Consider the following 15,148-nt stretch of genomic DNA (forward strand, 5'->3'; position numbering starts at 1 on the left):
GCACCCTGGGGCCGGCCGTCCCCACCGCGCATCCCGCGGGCGGACGGCCGGTCCGTTTTTCCGGCCTTTCCCCGCCGGCCCTTTCCCCGCCGGCTCCTTCCCCGTGTGTTCCGGGATCTCATATGTCTTCCGGGAACGGGGTTTCCAGCCCGTCGGGACATCGTTAGACACGGCGTCAGAATGCCCCCGGGCGGCTTGCGTTGCCGAAAGTCGCCGAAGAAAGGAACATGATGAAGTCGCTGAAGGCCGTCGCCGTCGTCGCCGGTTCCGTGGCTCTCGTCGGCGTCGCCGCTCCCGCGTTCGCCTACAACACCGCCGACCTCACGCCCACCAGCCTCAACGGCGCCGTGAACACGATCACCAAGGACGGCCTGGACCTGAACCAGGCGATGCCGCTGCGGCACCAGTCGAACGTGCTCGACACCGAGAACAAGCGCTCCCCGCTCAACACGGTCAAGACCGCGGCCGGCGCCCTCAACCAGCACAACCCCCTGCTGGGCGGTCTGCCGCTGCAGAGCTGAGCCCGTCCCTCGTTCGTGTGGCCCGGCCGGTGGGCGTCCGCCGGTCGGGTGAGCGGGCACCCGGCCGTCCCACGGCCCGTGGATAGGGTCGCGCGGTGACCTCAACCCCCAGCGAAACCCGCCCTTTCCGTCTCGCCGACCTCGGCACGCTCGTCGTGCTGGCCTGGAGCGGCGAGGCCCCCGACGGCAGCGACATGCCCTACCTGCTGGCCTACTCCCTCGGTGACGCCGAGAGCGGTCCCGAGGCCACCGCGACCGCGATCGAGACGCTGCTGGAGAACAACGGGCTGCCGGTCGGCGGAGACCTCGTGGACGGCACCGCCCGGCCCAGCCTGCCCGTCACCCTGCTCGTCGAGGCCGGCCAGGCCGTGCTCAGCCTGGCCCCGCTCAACGCCCAGTGCCCCGCGCCCGAGGAGTGGCTCGCCGCGGTCGGCGAACGCGGCTACGCCTACCTGGTGTTCACCACCCGCCCGTGGCCCGAGGGCGAGCCCGGCAAGCCCGTCACCCCCGAGGCGCTGAAGGACTTCGCCGGGGCCGAGGAGACCCTGACGGCCGCGGCGCACGTCGTGCTGCCGGCCCGCAGCCTGCGCGGCTGATGGCCAGGACCGCGGGCGCCGGGCGGGGGTTCGCGCTACTGACGGTGATCACGGGGGCGGCCGGGCTGCTGGCCTCCTGGGTCATCACCCTCGACAAGTTCAAGCTGCTGGAGAACCCGCACTTCGTGCCCGGGTGCAGCCTCAACCCGGTGGTGTCCTGCGGCAGCGTGATGAAGAGCGACCAGGCCTCGGCGTTCGGGTTCCCCAACCCGATGCTGGGCCTGGTGGCCTACGGCGTCGTGATCTGCGTCGGCATGAGCCTGCTGGCCGGCGCCCGCTTCCCCGCCTGGTACTGGCTGGCCTTCGACGCCGGCTGTCTGTTCGGCGTCGGGTTCGTGTCCTGGCTCCAGTTCGAGTCCCTGTACCGGATCGACGCCCTGTGCCTGTGGTGCTGCCTGGCCTGGGCCGCCACCATCGTCCTGTTCTGGTGCGTCACCTCCTGCGCCGTACGCCACCGGTTCCTGCCCGCGCCGCGGTGGCTGCGCGACTTCCTCGGCGAGTTCACCTGGGTGCCGCCGCTGCTGCACATCGGGGTCGTCGGCATGCTGGTCCTGACCCGCTGGTGGGACTTCTGGACGAGCTGAACAGCGGAATTCCGGAAGAGCAGATCAGTGACCACCTGATTGTTTAACAGCCTATTGATGACCACCCGATTGGTGAACAACCGATTAGTGACCAACCGACTGGTGGACAGCCGACTAATGCTGCACCCGGGCGAATTGTGAACTGATGCCGATTCCCGGCTCGTTATCCGGTACGGACGTCGCTCCTCTCGCATCCCGAAAGGCCCGTACCTGACATGAAGCCGACCACCCGAGGAACCCTTGCCGTCGTCGTCACCGGCGTCGCCGTCGCCGTGGGCGCCGCCGCCACGGCCACCGCCGCGCCCCGCACGGTCCCCGTCCCCGTGCCGCTGGACGGCGTCGAGAAGTCCCTCGGCACCCAGATGCCCGAGCTCGGCATGGAGCTGCCGCTGCTGATCCCCGGTGTTCCCCAGGGACCGCGCTACGTCGAGGGCCGGCTCATCCCGGAGGGGGCGCTGCCCCAGGTGCCGATGAACGGCCAACTGCCCGGCGTCGGCCTCAGCGTGCCGCTCCCGCGCGCCCTCGGCGCCGGCTTCGACCACGTCGGCGTCGACATCCCCGCCTCCGACCTGCGCACCCTCACCCCCGGCCTGGAGCTGGACGCCCCGCTCAGCGCGCCCGACCCGCAGCACTACGGCCTGCCGCACCTGAAGATGCCCGCGGTCGGGGTGCTCGCCCCGGTCCTGCAGACGGTCGTCGGCGGCGACCTGGGCGCCGGCCCCGGCACCGGCAAGTAACCCTCCTCGCGGCACGGCCCCTTCGGCCCGTTCCCGCGCCGGATGGCGGCGCGGTGGTGACCGGGCGGCCCCTCGGGCGGTTACCGGTACCGACAGTGGTCGGTGAACGGTACGAGGAGTGAGCATGGTCGTCGGAGTCGGTGGTGTGGCGGTGGGTGCGGAGCCGGGTGCCGGGCAGCCGGGCAGAGCCGGGACGGGCAGACCGACGCGGCGCGAGGTGATGCGGGGGCTGTTCGCCTCCGCGGTCGCCCTGGCGCTCGCCCCGGTCGTCGCCGCCTCCCGTCCGTCGCCCCCGGCGGACGGGCCGGCCGGCACCTCCTTCGACGAGACCTACCGGGGCCGCCGTATCCGGGGCGTCCTCGTACCGGCGGAGCGGGCCGTCGACGACGGCGAGTGGCAGGTCACCGTGGACGGCCGGCCGCTGCACCTGATGCGGCGGGCCGACGGCACCTGGCTCAGCATGGTCGACCACTACAGCTCGTACCCGACCCCGCTGGCGGCGACCCGGGCGGCCGTCGACGAGATGGGTCCGGGGCAGCGGCTGCGCGATCTGGCGCCGGGTCCGACGGGCGGGGGACACCTGCACATGGGGGGAGACCATGGCGTACGTGCGTAAGGACGTCAGCAGGCTGACGGCCGCCGAACGGGGGCGGCTCGTGAAGGCGTTCCTTGAGGTCAAGCGGCGGGGCGAGTACGACGAATTCGTGCGGACGCACATCGACTACTACACCCCCGACGGCGAGGACGGACTGCGCGCCGCCCATATGGCGCCGTCCTTCCTGCCGTGGCACCGGCGCTTCCTGCTCGACCTGGAGCGCGCCCTGCGCCGGGTGGACGGGTCGGTGACCGTGCCGTACTGGGACTGGACGAGGGAGCGCTCGGCGTCCGGTGTGCCGTGGACGAAGGACCTGCTCGGCGGCAACGGCCGGGCCCGCGACCAGCAGGTGATGACCGGGCCTTTCGCCTATGCGGCGGGGCACTGGACCATCAGGGAGGGCATCACCGACGGCGAGTTCCTCGCCCGGGACCTGGGCCGCGCACGCGACCCGATCGACCTGCCCACCGGGGCCGAACTCGACCGGGCGCTGGCCGACCCCGCCTACGACGTGCCGCCGTGGGACTCGACGGTCACCCGGGGTTTCCGCAACCGGCTGGAGGGCTGGGGGACCGGCAGCGGCAAGGCGTCCTGGCACAACCACAACCGGGTGCACCGCTGGGTCGGCGGGGCGATGCTCGGCGGCGCCTCCGTCAACGACCCGGTCTTCTGGTTCCACCACGCCTTCCTCGACCTGCAGTGGGAGCGGTGGCAGGCCAGGCACCGCGGGCAGCACTACCTGCCGGCACAGGCACCGGGCCCCGGCGACCCGCAGCACGAACGGATCGTCGCCCGGGGCGAGAAGCTGCCGCCGTGGGGCGTCACCCCCGAGTCGCTGGAGGACGTGAGCCGGATCTACCGGTACGCCTGAGGTACCCCGGACACGGGAGGAGCCCCGGCGCCCAGGGCGCCGGGGCTCCTCAGCAGGAAGCGGCTCAGGAGCCGTAGCCGCCGTTCTTGCCGTCGCCGCTCTTGAGGTGGCCTTCGTTGGCGCACGTGCCGCCGAACGCGGGGTTCAGCAGACCGATGACGTCGATGGTGTCGCCGCACACGTTCACCGGGATGTTGACCGGAACCTCGATGACGTTGCCGGACACCACGCCGGGCGAGCTGACGGCCTCGCCGTTGGCGCCCGCGTCGGCCAGGGCCAGGCCGGCCCCGCCGATCACCACAGCGCCGGTGCCGAGGGCTACGACGGCGGCCTTCGCGATGCGAGACATCACGTTCTCCTTCTTGTTGCCTTGTTGCTCGGGGAGTGCGGCGGCAGGACCAGCCGCCGCACTCCCCTTTCAACGCTCCGACCTGCGGCTGGTCACGCCGATCAGCGGACGATCACTCCAAGGGCCGGAGTCGGGGCAGCTGTCGTACCGGGGCACCGGCCAGGAAGGCCCGGATGTTCTCCACGGCCTGGCCGTAGTAGGTCGTGTAGTTGGCGTAGGAGACATAGCCGAGGTGCGGGGTGGCCAGCAGGCGGGGTGCGGTGCGCATCGGGTGGCCGGCGGGCAGCGGCTCGATGTCGAAGACGTCGACACCGGCCCCCGCGATCCGGCCCTCGTGCAGCGCGGCGAGCAGTGCGTCCTGGTCGACGAGGGCGGCGCGGGAGGTGTTGACGAGGTAGGCGGTGGGCTTGAGGAGGGCGAGTTCGGCGGCGCCGAGCAGGCCCCGGGTGCGGTCGCCGAGCGCCAGGTGGACCGAGACGAAGTCGCTGGTGGCGAGGAGGTCCTCCTTGCTCGGGGCGAGCTCGGCACCGACCTCCTCGCAGCGCTCCTCGGTGAGGTTCTGACTCCAGGCGCTCACGTGCATGCCGAAGGCGAGGCCGACCTGCGCGACCCTGCTCCCGATCTTCCCGAGCCCGAGCAGCCCGAGCCGGCGTCCGTGCAGATCGGCGCCGACGGTGGACTGCCAGGGTCCCCCGGTACGCAGCGCCGTGCTCTCCGCGACCAGCCCGCGGGCCAGCCCCAGCAGCAGCGCCCAGGTCAGTTCGACCGGCGGGGTCGAGGAACTCTCCGTACCGCACACCGTGATCCCGTGCGCCTCGGCGGCCGCGTGGTCGATGACGCTGTTGCGCATTCCGGAGGCGATCAGGAGACGGAGCCGGGGCAGCCGGCCGAGGAGCGAACCGGGAAAGGCGACCCGCTCGCGCAGGGTGACGACGATGTCGAACGAGGCGAGCGCCGCGGCGAGTTCGTCCTCGTCGCCGAGATGCTCGCGCAGCGGGACGACCTCGACCTGATCGGCGAGGGAGCCCCAGTCCCCGAACTCCCCGGCCACCCCCTGGAAGTCGTCGAGTACAGCACAACGAAGACGCATGGGGGTCACCGTACCGGTGCCGATCACGGGAGCCCGGCGGCGACCGCGCGAATGGTTCAAGCCCTGATGGTTGGAAGATTGTTGGTTGGAGTCTTGATAGATAAGTTAGTTGACGATACTGTCGCGGTACGACGACGAAGCAGTGAGGGAGAGACCGATGAGCCAGGAACCCAAGAACCTCGACATGACGATGATGTTCGCGATCCACGACGCGCTCCGCCGCGAACTGGAGCGGATCGCCCGGATCACCGCGCGGGTCGACGAGGACCCCCGGCACATACTGAGCACCGCGGTCGGCTGGGAGCTCTTCAAGAAGTTCCTGACCGTCCACCACATCTCCGAGGACCTGAAGATCTGGCCGGTCATGGCGACGGCCCTGGCCGGCCGGACCTCCGAACTGGCCCTGGTCGCCGACATGGAGGCCGAGCACGGCGCCATCGCCCCGCTGCTCGCCGACATCGACGCGGCCCTCGCCGACCGCGACTCGGGCCCGGAGCGCCTCGGCGGCCTGACCGACACCCTGCGCACCCGGCTCGGCGCCCACCTCGACCACGAGGAGCGGGACGCCCTGCCCCTGGTGGACGTCACGCTCACCCCGGAGCAGTGGCAGGACTTCGGCGCCGAACAGCGCGGCCGGCTGGCCGACGACGCCGCCCGCTATCTGCCCTGGCTGCTCGACGGCGCCGACGCCGCGAAGACCGCCAGGATCCTCGCCAAGGTGCCCGAACCGATCCGCGACGCCTACGGGAGCGACTGGCGCGAGGCCTACGAGAACCTCGGCATCTGGACCCCGAAGGCCGCCTCGGCCACCGCCGGCCGCTGACCGGGGCGGAGACCGGCGCGGGATCCGCCGGACCGGCCGCCGATATACTCGGGCAGGAGGTGCTGCCTTGCGGTACGAGAGCGACGAGGAGCCGGACCCGGTGACCTGGGCCGAGCGGACCGCGGAGGTCCCCGGAGTCCTTCCGGACTCGCTCACGGGCTTCATCGGCTACCTCCTGCGCCGGGTGTACGCGCAGTTCTCCGCCACCGGCGACGGCGGCGACAGCGAATCCCGCGACTTCCTGGTCCTCGACGCGCTCACCGGCCGCGACTGGGAGTCCCAGCTCGACCTCGCGGAACGGCTGGGCATCAACCGCACCATCATGGTCGGCGTCATCGACCGTCTGGAGGCCCGCGGCGAGGTCCGGCGCACCCGCAACCCGGACAACCGGCGCCAGTACGTGCTCTCCCTGACCGACGGGGGACGCCGGGCCGTGGAGGCCAGCCGACGGGCGGTCGCCGAGCGGGACGCCCGGCTCACCGCCGTACTGACGGACGAGGAGACCGCCCGGCTCGACGAGCTGCTCGGCCGGCTGCTGCCCGAGTCGGCGCAGCCGCTGGTGCAGGGCACCGAGTACCTGGTCGCACAGGCCCACCACCGGCTGCGCAGGCTCGGCGACGACAGACTGTCCGGCACCGGTCTGAGGGTGCGTCACTACGGCCCGCTGTCCGCCCTGGACGTCCTCGGGCCCATCGCCCAGCAGCGGCTCGCCGAACTGCTCGCCATCACCGGGCCCGCCGCCTCCCAGCTCGTCGACGAACTGGTCGGGCTGGACCTGGTGCGCCGGGGCCGCGATCCGCACGACCGGCGCCGGTACGCCCTGGAGCTGACCGAACCCGGCCGTGCGCAGCTCGGTGTCGTGGCCCGGGCCGTCGCGGGGCTCGCCGCGGAGGTCTCCGCCATGCTCGGCCCCGGGGGCGAGGGGGACCTGCGGGAACTGCTGCTGAAGCTCCTGGCCCCGACGCATTCCGGCACCGCGTTCACGAAAGGCGCCGGAAAAGCCGAGCCGTCCGTGTCCGCCGGGGGCTGACCCGCCGGCCGCAGGCCGCCGCCGCGGTCGAGGTCCGCGGCTGGGCGCACATGCCAGAATTGAGGACGCCCGTCGTCCGTCCGGTCTGCATCGAGGTTGTCCGTGTCCCAGCCCGTCGGCCGCGTGCCGCAGCGTCGCAACGCACGGTCCAACCGGGCCCGGATCCTGGCCACCGCCCGCCGGGAACTCGGCCGGAACCCCGACATCACCCTGGAGGAGCTGGCCCGCGCCTCCGGCGTCGTACGGCGCACGCTCTTCGGGCACTTCCCGGGGCGGGCCGCGCTCCTGGAGGCCCTGGCCGAGGAGGCCGCCGAGGCGCTCCGGGCCGCCGTGGCGCGGGGGGCGGATGCGGCGGAGCCGGCCGACCGGGCCCTCGCGCGCTTCTCCCTGTCGATGTGGCCGGTGGGCGACCGCTACCGGATGCTGCTCGCCCTCGCCCACCGCGACCTGGGCGCGCAGCGCGTCGCCGAGGTCCTCGAACCGGCCCGGGTCCGGGCCACGGCCATCGTGGAGCGCGGGCAGCGGGACGGCGTCTTCCACCCCCACCTGCCGCCCGCGGTGCTCAGCGCCGCCCTGGAGGGCATGACGATCGCCCTGCTGGAAGAGGTCAACACCGGAGCGTTCGAGGACGACGGCACCCGCACGGCCGTCGCCACGCTCATCGCGGCCGGGGTCCCGGAGAAGCAGGCGCACACCGTGGTCGACGAGGTCGCGGCCGAGGACTCCGCCGAGGCGGCACCGGAGGACCTCGCCGGGGCCTGAGCCGGGCGGCCCCGCCGACCGACCGCTGTCAGCCGGCGTCGGGCAGGGGGCGGCGGGATACCTCGTGGGCGTCGGCCGGGGGGACGCCCAGCATGCGCAGGGTCATCTCGGCGAGACTGGCCGCGGCCTCGTCGCCGTCCACCTCGGGGCGCGCGAACCGCAGCTCCACCAGCGACAGCAGGCTGCCGCCGAGGGCGCACAGGGCCACGGTCGGGTCGACGGGGGTGAAGCGGCCGGAGGCCAGGCCCGTCTGGACGTCCCGCAGCGCCCGCCTGGTCAGGCCGTTCTCGGTGTGGATGTGGCCGAGGCCGCGGCGGCGCAGGACCTGCATCAGCTCCGGGTGCGAGTCCGCCATCCGGGCGCTGAGCCGGAATCCCGCGGCGACCAGCTCCGCCGGGTCGTCGATCCCGGCCAGCTGCTCGTCGAAGGCCTGGCCGAACTCCTCCAGGGCATCCACCACGGCCGCCTCGAACAGCTCCGGCTTGGAGTCGAAGTGGTTGTAGAAGGAGCCGAAGCCGACGTCGGCCTGTTCGGCGATCGCCTGGATGCTGACGCTGGTGTCGCCTGTCTCGGCGAGGATCCGCCGGGCCGCGCGCACGAGTGCCCGGCGGGTCTCGGCGCGGCGTCGCTCGAACCGGTTGGCGGGCGGGGCTGACGTAGGCATGCGCAGAGTCTAGCCGCGGCGGCGATGACGACCACAGTACTGATGGATTCATCAGTTATCTCCGGGAACGCCTTGACGATGGAAATCTCATGATTGATGATTTCCTCATCAAGCGATGTCGCCCGGAGGGCACCATGTCTGAAACCGTCAGGACGGCCCACCAGGACCTCCACAGCGAGCAGGGCGCCCTGCGCGGCGAGCATCCGGGCCGGTCCCGGAACCCCGTGATCAAGGTGGCGGACCTGGCCTGGCTGGAGTTCGAGAAGCCGGACCTGGACCGGGCCGAGGTCTTCGCCCGGGACTTCGGGTTCGGCGTCGCCGCCCGCACGGAGGGCGAGCTGTGGCTGCGCGGCACCTTCGCCGGATCACCGTGCACGGTGATCCGGCGGGGGCGCGCCTCCCGGTTCATCGGCCCCGCGTTCCGCGCCGCCGACCGGGCCGACCTGGACCGGCTGGCCCGGGTGACGGGGACGGCCGTACGGGACGCGGACGTGCCCGGCGGCGGCCGTGCGGTCGACCTGCTCGACCCGTCCGGCTTCCCGGTGCGGGTCGTGCACTGCGGCGAGCGGCTCCCTGCGCTCCCCGAGCAGCGGCCGCTGCTCCTCAACTCCGGCACCGATCACCGGCGCAGGAACGCCGCCCAGCGGCCGCCCCGCGAGCCGTCCCGTATCCAGCGGCTCGGTCATGTGGTGCTGGAGACCCGGGTGTTCGGACAGGCCCTGGACTGGTACCTGGACACCCTCGGCATGATCGTGTCCGACTTCCTGTTCCTGGACGGGCAGCGCGAGCGGGGGCCGGTCATGGCCTTCGTCCGCTGCGACCTGGGCGGCACACCGGCCGACCACCACACCCTCGCGATGCACCTGGGGCCGGGCACGGGCTATGTCCACTCCGCCTACCAGGTGACCGACCTGGACTCGATCGCGGCCGGCGGCGAGTACCTCAAGGAGCGCGGCTACCGGCGCAGTTGGGGCATCGGCCGGCACATCCAGGGCAGCCAGCTCTTCGACTACTGGCGCGACCCGGACCGCCTCATGCTGGAGCACTTCGCCGACGGCGACCTCTTCTCCGGCGACGTCGAACCCGGCTGGGCCCCGATGTCCACCAGCGGCCTCGCCCAGTGGGGTCCGCCCGCCACCCGCGACTTCCTCGGCGCGAGCCCGTCCCCGCGGCGGGTGCGCGAGGTCGTCCGGGCGCTGCGCGGTGACAACGAGATGGACCCCGCCCGCCTGCTCGGCCTGCTCAAGGCCGCGAAATCCTGAGCCCCCGCACAGAGAGCCACCACATGAGCACCAACGTCCTGCGCACCGCCGACGGGTGGTGGGCCGTCCGCGGCGAACACGCCGTCCCCGTCCGCACCGAGGCCGCCACCACCGCCGAACTGATCGCCGACCGGGCCGCCGTACGGGAGGCGGCCGCCTCCGAAGAGGCGGGCACGCCCGTCGCCGGCCTGGTCGCGCTCTCGCCGGTCACCACCCCCTGCCGGGTGGTCGCCCAGATGGTCAACTACCGCAGCCACGCCCGCGACTCGGGCTTCACCGGGGACATCCCGCCGGCCTTCTTCCGCAAGGCGTCCGGCTCGGTGAGCGGGCCGCGGGAGCCGATCGTGCGGCCCTCCCATGTGCGGCTCCTCGACTACGAGGTCGAACTCGGCCTGGTCATGGGCGCCCCGCTGCCCGTCGGCACCGTGGTCGAGGAGCGGGACCTGCCGTCGTACGTCGCCGGACTCGTCGTCACCGACGACGTCAGCGCGCGGGACGTGCAGCTGACCAGGACGCAGTTCTACGAGAGCAAGTCCTACCCCACCTTCACGCCCACCGGGCCGCACCTCGCCCTCCTGGAGCCCGAGGACTTCGCCCGTCTCCTCGACCTGCGGCTGACGTTGCGCGTCAACGGGGAGTTGCGTCAGGACCGCACCCTCGCCGACATGATCGTCCGCCCGGCGCGGGCGCTGAGCCTGCTCGCCCGCTTCCAGGCCCTGGAGCCGGGCGACCTGCTGCTGACCGGCACCCCCGGCGGCACCGCCCTGAAGGCGCCGCCGAAGCCGGTCGAGAAGCTCGGCGCGCTGCTGCCGCCGGCCGTGAAGTGGCGGGCGTTCTTCAGGAGCCAGGCGAAGAACCCGCGCTATCTGCGCACCGGGGACGTGGTCACGGCGACGATCTCGACCCCGGACGGCCGGATCGACCTCGGCGAGCAGCGTACGGCCGTGACCGACGCGTAGGCGCTCCGCTGGGAGTGCCGTCGTGCCGTCGTGCCGTCGTGCCGCCGTGCGTCGGCTGCGGCGCCGTCGTGGCTGGTCGCGCAGTTCCCCGCGCCCCCTTCGGGGCGCTGCCCGCTTCGGGGCGGTGCCCGCTTCGGGGCGGTGCCCGCTTCGGGGCGGTGCCCGCTTCGGGGCGGTGCGCCGCTCAAGACTTCTTGAAAGAGCCGCATATGACCGTCGAGCCGCCATCGGCAGACATACCCGTAGTGATCATCGGTGCCGGGCCGGTGGGTGTGACCGTCGCGCTTCTGCTCGCCCGGCGCGGAGTCCGCAGTGTCGTCCTGGAACGCCACCGGGACGTCTACCCGCTCCCGCGCGCCCTCGTCGTCGACGACGAGGTGCGCCGGATCCTCCAGGCCGCGGGCGTCGGCGAGGAGTTCGCCGCGATCGCCCGCCCGGGCAACGGGCTGCGTCTGCTCGACGCCCGGCACCGGGTGATGGCCGAGTTCCGCCGCGCCGGGCACGGCCCGCACGGCTACCCGCAGACCAGCATGTTCGAGCAGCCCCGGCTGGAGCGGCTGCTCCGCGCCGAACTGGCCCGCCGCCCGGAGTGCGAGCTGCGCGCCGGCGCGGAGGTCACCGCGGTCGGCCCGGACACCGCCGGCCCCGTGCGGGTGACCTACCGCGACGACACCGGCGAGCACGAGCTGCGGGCCGCGGCGGTGCTCGGCTGCGACGGCGCCAACAGCCTCACCCGGCAGGCGATCGGCGGCGTCTGGGAGGACCTGCGGTTCGAGGAGAGCTGGACCGTCGTCGACGTCCGCACACCGGCCGCCGTCCGCTCCTGGGGCGGCGTCGACCAGGTCTGCGACCCGGACCGGCCGGCGACCTTCATGCGCGTCGCCGAGGACCGCTACCGCTGGGAGTTCCGGCTGCGCGAGGGGGAGCACCGGCCGCTGCGCGAGCTGGTCGCGCCGTGGCTGCCGCCGTCCTACGACGGGGAGTTCGAGGTCGTCCGCGAGACCCGGTACACCTTCCGGGCGCGGCTCGCCGACCGGTGGCGCAGCGGCCGGGTCTTCCTCCTGGGCGACGCCGCCCACCTCACCCCGCCGTTCATCGGGCAGGGGCTGTGCGCGGGGCTCCGGGACGCCCACAACCTCAGCTGGAAGCTCGCCCGGGTACTCCGGGAGGGCGGCGACGAGCGGCTGCTGGACACCTACGAGAGCGAGCGCAGACCGCATGCCCGGCACGTGATCCGGCTCGCGGTCGCGATGGGCTGGGCGATGACCGGCGGCCAGGACGGCGCCGCCCCGCTGCGCCGCCGGCTCCTGGCCGCCGCCTGCCGCATCCCCGGCCTGACCGCGGCGGCCGGCCGCGACCTCAGCCCCGCGCTGACCGCCGGACCCCTGGTCCGGCGCGGCGCCCGCCGCGGCCTCGCCGGTACCTACTGCCCGCAGCCATGGGTACGCGCCGACGTCCACGACGTCCGCCATGGACCCCACAGCCCCCGCGGCCGGCGGGTCCGCCTCGACGAGGTGCTCGGCGACGGCTTCGCCGTCCTGACCGCCGCCGGCACCCCGGCGCCCTCGCTGACCGCGCTCGCCCACGGACTCGGCGTCCGCGCCGTCCCGGTGACCGCCCTCCACGACGACGGCTCGCTCGCCGCCTGGCTGCGCGCCGGCCGGGCGGACGCCGTCCTGCTGCGCCCGGACCGGGTCGTCCTGGACGTCGTCCCGGCCGGCGGCCGCGGCTTCACGGACCCCGCCGCCTGGGCGCCCTTGCTGCACACCGCGCGCGGCCCCCACCCCGCCGGGAACCCCATCGAGAACCGCCTGCCGAGGAGCACCCCCACACCATGACCGGCTCAGATTCCTTGACCACCCCCGCCCCGTTCGCCACCCCCGACCCGCAGGCAGTGGCGGACAGCCGCATCATGGACTTCGCCCGTAGCGCCGGACGGGACGGCACCGACTACGCCGCCCTGCACCACTGGTCGGTCACCGACCTGGAAGGCTTCTGGGCCGCGGTGTGGGAGTACTTCGGCATCGACGCGGCCACCCCCTACGAGCGGGTGCTCGACGGGGAACGGATGCCCGGCGCCCGCTGGTTCACCGGGGCCACCCTCAACTACGCCCAGCACGCGCTGCGCGCCCTCCCGGCCGACCGGCCCGCGGTCCTCGCCCTCGACGAGACCGGCGGCGGGTACGAGGTGACCGGGAACCGGCTGCGCGCCCAGGTCGCCTCCGTCGCCGCCACCCTGCGCGACCTCGGGGTGGGCCCCGGCGACCGGGTCGTCGGCTACCTGCCCAACACCCCGCACGCGATCGTCGCGTTCCTGGCCGCCGCCAGCCTCGGGGCCGTGTGGTCGGTGTGCGGGCAGGACTACGCGCCACGGGCCGCCGCCGCCCGGTTCGGCCAGCTCGAACCCGTCGTGCTGGTCGCCGCCGACGGCTACCTCTTCAACGGCGCGACCCACGACCGGCGCGACGCCGTCCTCGAACTCGCCGCCGCCCTGCCGACGTCGAAGGCCATCCTGCTGGTGGACCACGTGGGCCTGCCGTGGCCCGCCCGGCCGTACCCCTCGCCGGTGGTCCCCTGGGAGGACGCGGCCACCCGCAGCGAGGAACTCACCTGCGTGCCGGTCCCGTTCGACCACCCGCTGTGGGTCGTCTTCTCCTCGGGTACGACGGGACTGCCCAAGGGCATCGTGCACGGCCACGGCGGAGTGCTGCTCGAACACCTCAAGACCCTCGGCCTGCACTCCGACCTCGGCCCCGGCGACCGCCTGCTCTGGTACACCACCACCCACTGGATGATGTGGAACCTGGTCGTCTCGACCCTGCTCACCGGCGCCACGACCTGCACCTACGACGGCAGCCCGGCACCCCTCGGCAAGCCGGACACCCTGTGGGAGCTGGCCGCCCGGCACCGGGTGACCGTCTTCGGCACCAGCCCCCAGTACCTGCTGGGCATGGCCAAGTCCGGCATCGACCCGTCCGTGCACGACCTCTCCGCGGTCCGCGTGGTCGGCTGCACCGGCTCCGCCCTGCCCGCCTCCGCCTACCCCTGGGTCCGCGACCACGTGGGCGAGCGGGTCCTGCTGGCCTCCATCAGCGGCGGCACCGACGTGGTCTCCGGCTTCGCGGGCAGCGCTCCCAACACCCCGGTGTGGGCGGGGGAGCTGTCGGCGCCCCACCTGGGGGTGGCGCTGGCCGCGTACGACACCGGGGGCCGCCCGGTGACCGGCAGGGTCGGCGAACTCGTCGTCACCCGGCCCATGCCGTCGATGCCGCTGTACTTCTGGAACGACCCGGACGGCATCCGCTACCGCGACGCCTATTTCTCGGTGTACGAGGGCGTGTGGCGGCACGGCGACTGGATCACGGTCACCGGACACGGCTCGGTGACCGTCCACGGCCGCTCCGACTCCACGCTCAACCGGAACGGCGTACGGCTGGGCAGCGCCGACATCCACGACGTCGTCGAGCGCCTGCCGGAGATCGCCGAGGCCCTGGTCATCGGTGCCGAGGAGCCCGACGGCGGCTACTGGATGCCGCTGTTCGTGGTCCTCGCGCCCGGCGCGGCCCTGGACGACGCCCTCCGCGCCCGGATCCGCGCCGCCGTCCGTACCGGCGCCTCACCGCGCCACGTCCCCGACGAGATCATCGAAGTGCCGGGCATCCCGCACACCCGTACCGGCAAGAAACTGGAGGTCCCGGTCAAGCGCCTGCTCCAGGGCGCCCCGCCGGCCGAGGTCGCCGACCCGGCCGCCGTGGACGCGCCGGACCTGCTCGGCCACTACGCCCGGCTGGGCGCCGCACACCGGGAGCAGCGGTCCGGGTGACGGCGGCACGGATCCCGGACCGCCGAGCGGCCGGACAGCCCCTTGTCGACGACTGTCCGGACCGTGAACCACATCGCACGGATATAGACGAAAAGCATGGTTCCGGAGAAGGCGGTGATCGTGTCGGCGATCCGGTCCTGGGTGCCACGCATCCGCGTGAGAACGGCCTGCTCGTTCGGAAGGTGTACAGCCAATCCATCGATGCCGGAAGTCATGGCCGACCGGGCAGGGACCTGTCTTGTGCCGATCGACTTGCCCGCAAAGCCGAATACCCCTTCCTACGCCGTGCATTGCGTCACTTGACCGAAGAGAGCGGGGTCGGCGCCGCGTCAGAGTGACGGCAGAGCCGCTCCCGCCGCACTCCGCGAGAGCGGGCACGCTCCGAAGGGGAGAGGCATGAGCATGGCCTGGTCGACGGCGTTCGCCGTCGTGGTTCTCCGCCCGTGCTCTTGCTGCGGCCGGTGTCGCTGGGACGAGTGCCG

The 15,148-nt window shown here is 73.2% G+C and carries 16 protein-coding genes; 13 read left to right on the plus strand and 3 right to left on the minus strand.

Going from position 1 to position 15,148, the window contains the following annotated elements; all coding sequences use genetic code 11:
* The first annotated feature begins 230 nt into the window (after positions 1-230).
* The 6 genes from ACWGKQ_RS22340 (at position 231) to ACWGKQ_RS22365 (ending at position 3,904) form a co-directional block, all read left to right on the plus strand.
* Positions 231-521 (plus strand): hypothetical protein, encoded by a 291-nt coding sequence (locus ACWGKQ_RS22340; RefSeq protein ID WP_453293779.1) that lies wholly within the window; start codon positions 231-233, stop codon positions 519-521.
* Between the two features lie 95 nt (positions 522-616).
* Positions 617-1,117, plus strand: a complete 501-nt coding sequence (locus ACWGKQ_RS22345; protein WP_453293695.1) for a DUF5949 family protein — start codon at positions 617-619, stop codon at positions 1,115-1,117.
* Positions 1,117-1,701 carry a vitamin K epoxide reductase family protein gene (locus ACWGKQ_RS22350; RefSeq protein WP_453293696.1) on the plus strand — a complete coding sequence of 195 codons (585 nt, stop codon included), beginning with the start codon at positions 1,117-1,119 and terminating at the stop codon, positions 1,699-1,701. Before ACWGKQ_RS22345 ends, ACWGKQ_RS22350 begins: the two co-directional genes overlap by 1 nt.
* Positions 1,702-1,916: 215 nt before the next feature.
* Positions 1,917-2,438 carry a hypothetical protein gene (locus ACWGKQ_RS22355; RefSeq protein ID WP_453293697.1) on the plus strand — a complete coding sequence of 174 codons (522 nt, stop codon included), beginning with the start codon at positions 1,917-1,919 and terminating at the stop codon, positions 2,436-2,438.
* A 124-nt stretch (positions 2,439-2,562) separates the two neighbouring features.
* Entirely contained in the window at positions 2,563-3,054 is a 492-nt protein-coding gene (locus ACWGKQ_RS22360) for a tyrosinase family oxidase copper chaperone (protein ID WP_453293698.1), read from the plus strand.
* Positions 3,038-3,904, plus strand: coding sequence for a tyrosinase family protein (locus ACWGKQ_RS22365; protein WP_453293699.1), 867 nt, complete (start codon positions 3,038-3,040; stop codon positions 3,902-3,904). Before ACWGKQ_RS22360 ends, ACWGKQ_RS22365 begins: the two co-directional genes overlap by 17 nt.
* 64 nt (positions 3,905-3,968) lie before the next feature.
* Here the strand turns inward: ACWGKQ_RS22365 and ACWGKQ_RS22370 are convergent, their stop codons facing one another.
* Together ACWGKQ_RS22370 and ACWGKQ_RS22375 are read right to left on the minus strand one after the other, a co-directional pair.
* Positions 3,969-4,253, minus strand: coding sequence for a chaplin (locus ACWGKQ_RS22370; RefSeq protein ID WP_453293700.1), 285 nt, complete (start codon positions 4,251-4,253; stop codon positions 3,969-3,971).
* Positions 4,254-4,365: 112 nt separating this feature from the next.
* A complete protein-coding gene (locus ACWGKQ_RS22375) occupies positions 4,366-5,343 on the minus strand; it encodes a D-2-hydroxyacid dehydrogenase family protein (RefSeq protein WP_453293701.1) in 978 nt (325 codons plus the stop codon).
* Positions 5,344-5,500: 157 nt separating this feature from the next.
* Between ACWGKQ_RS22375 and ACWGKQ_RS22380 the strand changes: the two genes are divergently transcribed.
* The 3 genes from ACWGKQ_RS22380 to ACWGKQ_RS22390 all read left to right on the plus strand — a co-directional run bounded on the left by ACWGKQ_RS22380 (position 5,501) and on the right by ACWGKQ_RS22390 (position 7,958).
* On the plus strand, positions 5,501-6,166 hold the full coding sequence (locus ACWGKQ_RS22380) for a hemerythrin domain-containing protein (protein WP_453293702.1): 666 nt from the start codon (positions 5,501-5,503) through the stop codon (positions 6,164-6,166).
* Positions 6,167-6,233: 67 nt separating this feature from the next.
* Positions 6,234-7,196 carry a MarR family winged helix-turn-helix transcriptional regulator gene (locus tag ACWGKQ_RS22385; protein ID WP_453293703.1) on the plus strand — a complete coding sequence of 321 codons (963 nt, stop codon included), beginning with the start codon at positions 6,234-6,236 and terminating at the stop codon, positions 7,194-7,196.
* Positions 7,197-7,298: 102 nt separating this feature from the next.
* Positions 7,299-7,958, plus strand: coding sequence for a TetR family transcriptional regulator (locus ACWGKQ_RS22390; protein WP_453293704.1), 660 nt, complete (start codon positions 7,299-7,301; stop codon positions 7,956-7,958).
* 28 nt (positions 7,959-7,986) lie between these two features.
* On the opposite strand, the gene ACWGKQ_RS22395 is transcribed toward ACWGKQ_RS22390, so the two are convergent.
* Positions 7,987-8,622: a TetR/AcrR family transcriptional regulator gene (locus ACWGKQ_RS22395; protein ID WP_453293705.1), complete on the minus strand. Its 636-nt coding sequence runs from the start codon at positions 8,620-8,622 to the stop codon at positions 7,987-7,989.
* Between the two features lie 134 nt (positions 8,623-8,756).
* Between ACWGKQ_RS22395 and ACWGKQ_RS22400 the strand changes: the two genes are divergently transcribed.
* The 4 genes from ACWGKQ_RS22400 (at position 8,757) to ACWGKQ_RS22415 (ending at position 14,666) form a co-directional block, all read left to right on the plus strand.
* A complete protein-coding gene (locus ACWGKQ_RS22400) occupies positions 8,757-9,884 on the plus strand; it encodes a VOC family protein (protein WP_453293706.1) in 1,128 nt (375 codons plus the stop codon).
* A 23-nt stretch (positions 9,885-9,907) separates the two neighbouring features.
* Complete coding sequence (locus ACWGKQ_RS22405) at positions 9,908-10,843, plus strand: fumarylacetoacetate hydrolase family protein (protein ID WP_453293707.1); 936 nt, start codon at positions 9,908-9,910, stop codon at positions 10,841-10,843.
* Positions 10,844-11,052: 209 nt separating this feature from the next.
* Positions 11,053-12,681, plus strand: coding sequence for a bifunctional 3-(3-hydroxy-phenyl)propionate/3-hydroxycinnamic acid hydroxylase MhpA (mhpA, locus tag ACWGKQ_RS22410; RefSeq protein WP_453293708.1), 1,629 nt, complete (start codon positions 11,053-11,055; stop codon positions 12,679-12,681).
* Entirely contained in the window at positions 12,678-14,666 is a 1,989-nt protein-coding gene (locus tag ACWGKQ_RS22415; protein WP_453293709.1) for an acetoacetate--CoA ligase, read from the plus strand. Before mhpA ends, ACWGKQ_RS22415 begins: the two co-directional genes overlap by 4 nt.
* Positions 14,667-15,148: the final 482 nt, after the last annotated feature.

This window comes from Streptomyces sp. NPDC054770 (assembly GCF_053611985.1).